At 33.6% G+C, this 2,048-nt stretch carries 2 protein-coding genes; both read left to right on the top strand.

All coding sequences use genetic code 11. The features are described from left to right. Positions 1-223: 223 nt before the first annotated feature. Entirely contained in the window at positions 224-1,333 is a 1,110-nt protein-coding gene (lpxB, locus tag QZZ51_RS07855; RefSeq protein ID WP_291868265.1) for a lipid-A-disaccharide synthase, read from the top strand. A 33-nt stretch (positions 1,334-1,366) separates the two neighbouring features. Further along, positions 1,367-1,921 carry a C40 family peptidase gene (locus QZZ51_RS07850; RefSeq protein ID WP_291868262.1) on the top strand — a complete coding sequence of 185 codons (555 nt, stop codon included), beginning with the start codon at positions 1,367-1,369 and terminating at the stop codon, positions 1,919-1,921. Positions 1,922-2,048 lie beyond the last annotated feature (127 nt).

Genomic DNA, 2,048 nt, shown 5'->3' with positions numbered 1-2,048 from the left:
TGATGGTTGATGGTTGATGGTTGATGGTTGATGGTTGATGGTTGATGGTTGATGGTTGATGGTTGATGGTTGATGGTTGATGGTTGATGGTTGATGGTTAGAAAGAACAAACATTTGAACCGAAAACACTATATAGAATGAGCTTTTTTTAACAAAAAGAAAAAGGCTAAAAAACAACCACCAACAGCTAAAAGCATTTAGACATTGTATATAAAAAATGAGAATGAAATATTATATTATTGCAGGTGAAGCTTCTGGCGATTTACATGGTTCCAATTTAATTAAAGCTCTGCTACGTAAAAATGCTGATATAGAGGTTAGATGTTGGGGTGGCGACTTAATGCAACAAGCCGGCGGAACCTTAGTAAAACATTATAAAGAAATGGCCTTTATGGGTTTTATAGAGGTGCTCACCAACCTGAATAAAATCTTCAAAAATATAGCTTTTTGTAAAGAAGACATACTTACACACCAACCCGATGCCCTTATATTTATTGACTATTCTGGTTTTAATTTACGCATTGCTAAATGGGCAAAAGCGCATAATTTTAAAACCAATTATTATATTTCTCCTCAAATTTGGGCCTCTAGAGAAGGGCGTATTGAAAAAATAAAAAGAGATATAGATAATATGTATGTTATTCTTCCTTTTGAGAAGGATTTCTACGAAAACAAACATAATTTTCCAGTACATTTTGTAGGCCACCCATTAATTGATGCTATAGAAAAAAGACCAAAAACGGAAGCTTTTGTTTTTAGATCAAAAAATAATTTAGACCCTAACAAGCCTTTAATTGCTCTACTACCCGGAAGCCGGAAACAAGAAGTACAAAAGATGCTTTCCGTTATGCTTTCCGTAACCGATTTTTTTAAAGAATATCAATTTGTAATTGCAGGAGCACCAAGTTTAGATTTAGATTTTTACCAACCCTATTTAAACCCGAACGTAACTTTTGTAAGCAATAAAACATACGATTTATTATCCCATTCTACCGCTGCTTTAGTTACCAGTGGAACCGCTACTTTAGAAACCGCTATTTTTAAAATTCCGCAAGTAGTTTGTTATAAAGCCAATTGGATATCTTACCAAATTGCCAAACGTATTATTACCCTAGAATTTATTTCTTTGGTTAATTTAATTTTGAAAAAAGAAGTGGTCAAAGAACTTATTCAGAACGATTTAAATACTAAAAATTTAAAAACGGAACTTCAAAAAATAGTTTCTGGTGATGCCCGCGAAAAACAACTACAAGGATACAAGCAATTAGAAAAAATGCTCGGTGGTCCAGGAGCAAGTGACAAAGTTGCCTCTTTACTTATAAAAAATAACTAACTTTAGAAACCTTAAGACACTATTGCTATATTAATGTTTCGAAAAATTATCCTTATTTTTTTTCTTCTTGTTCTCGGAAGCTGCGGCGTTTCTAAAAAAAGAACCGTTAAAAGCAAAGCCTATAAAGTTACTGTTGCCGGCACTCCTAAAGATACGGTAGTGGTTTCCGAAATACCCATTATAAAAATCCCTGAAAAAGAATTATCTAAAGCAGATGATATAATTAACACTGCCCTTACTTTTTCTGGAGTTCGTTACAAATATGGTGGTACTACAAAGAAAGGAATGGACTGTTCCGGATTACTCTATGTCTCTTTTGGGGCACATGACGTTCCTTTACCTAGAGTATCCTATGCAATGGCTAATGAAGGAAAACGCATACGACTAAGACAAGTAGCTAAAGGCGATTTACTCTTTTTTAAAACCAGTAGACGAGGCAAAAGAATAAACCATGTAGGTATGGTTGTTGCCGTAGAGAATGACGAAATCAAATTTATACATGCCTCTAGCTCTCGTGGTGTTATTGTTTCTTCTTTACAAGAAGGATACTGGAATTATGCTTTTATAAAAGCAACTAGAGTATTATAACTCGGCAACTAACCGTCTTGTATACGCCGTAAAAAAGTAATACTCTTCTTACTAAAATAAATATTACGTATTTTAGAAGCTATATACATAGCTATGTCTCTTTTAAAATTTGCATCCATTAAACTAA

This window comes from Maribacter sp. (genome assembly GCF_016744255.1).
GTDB lineage: Bacteria > Bacteroidota > Bacteroidia > Flavobacteriales > Flavobacteriaceae > Maribacter_B.
The sequence above is the reverse complement of the archived record's forward strand: the minus strand, read 5'-3'. Positions and strand labels throughout refer to the sequence as shown.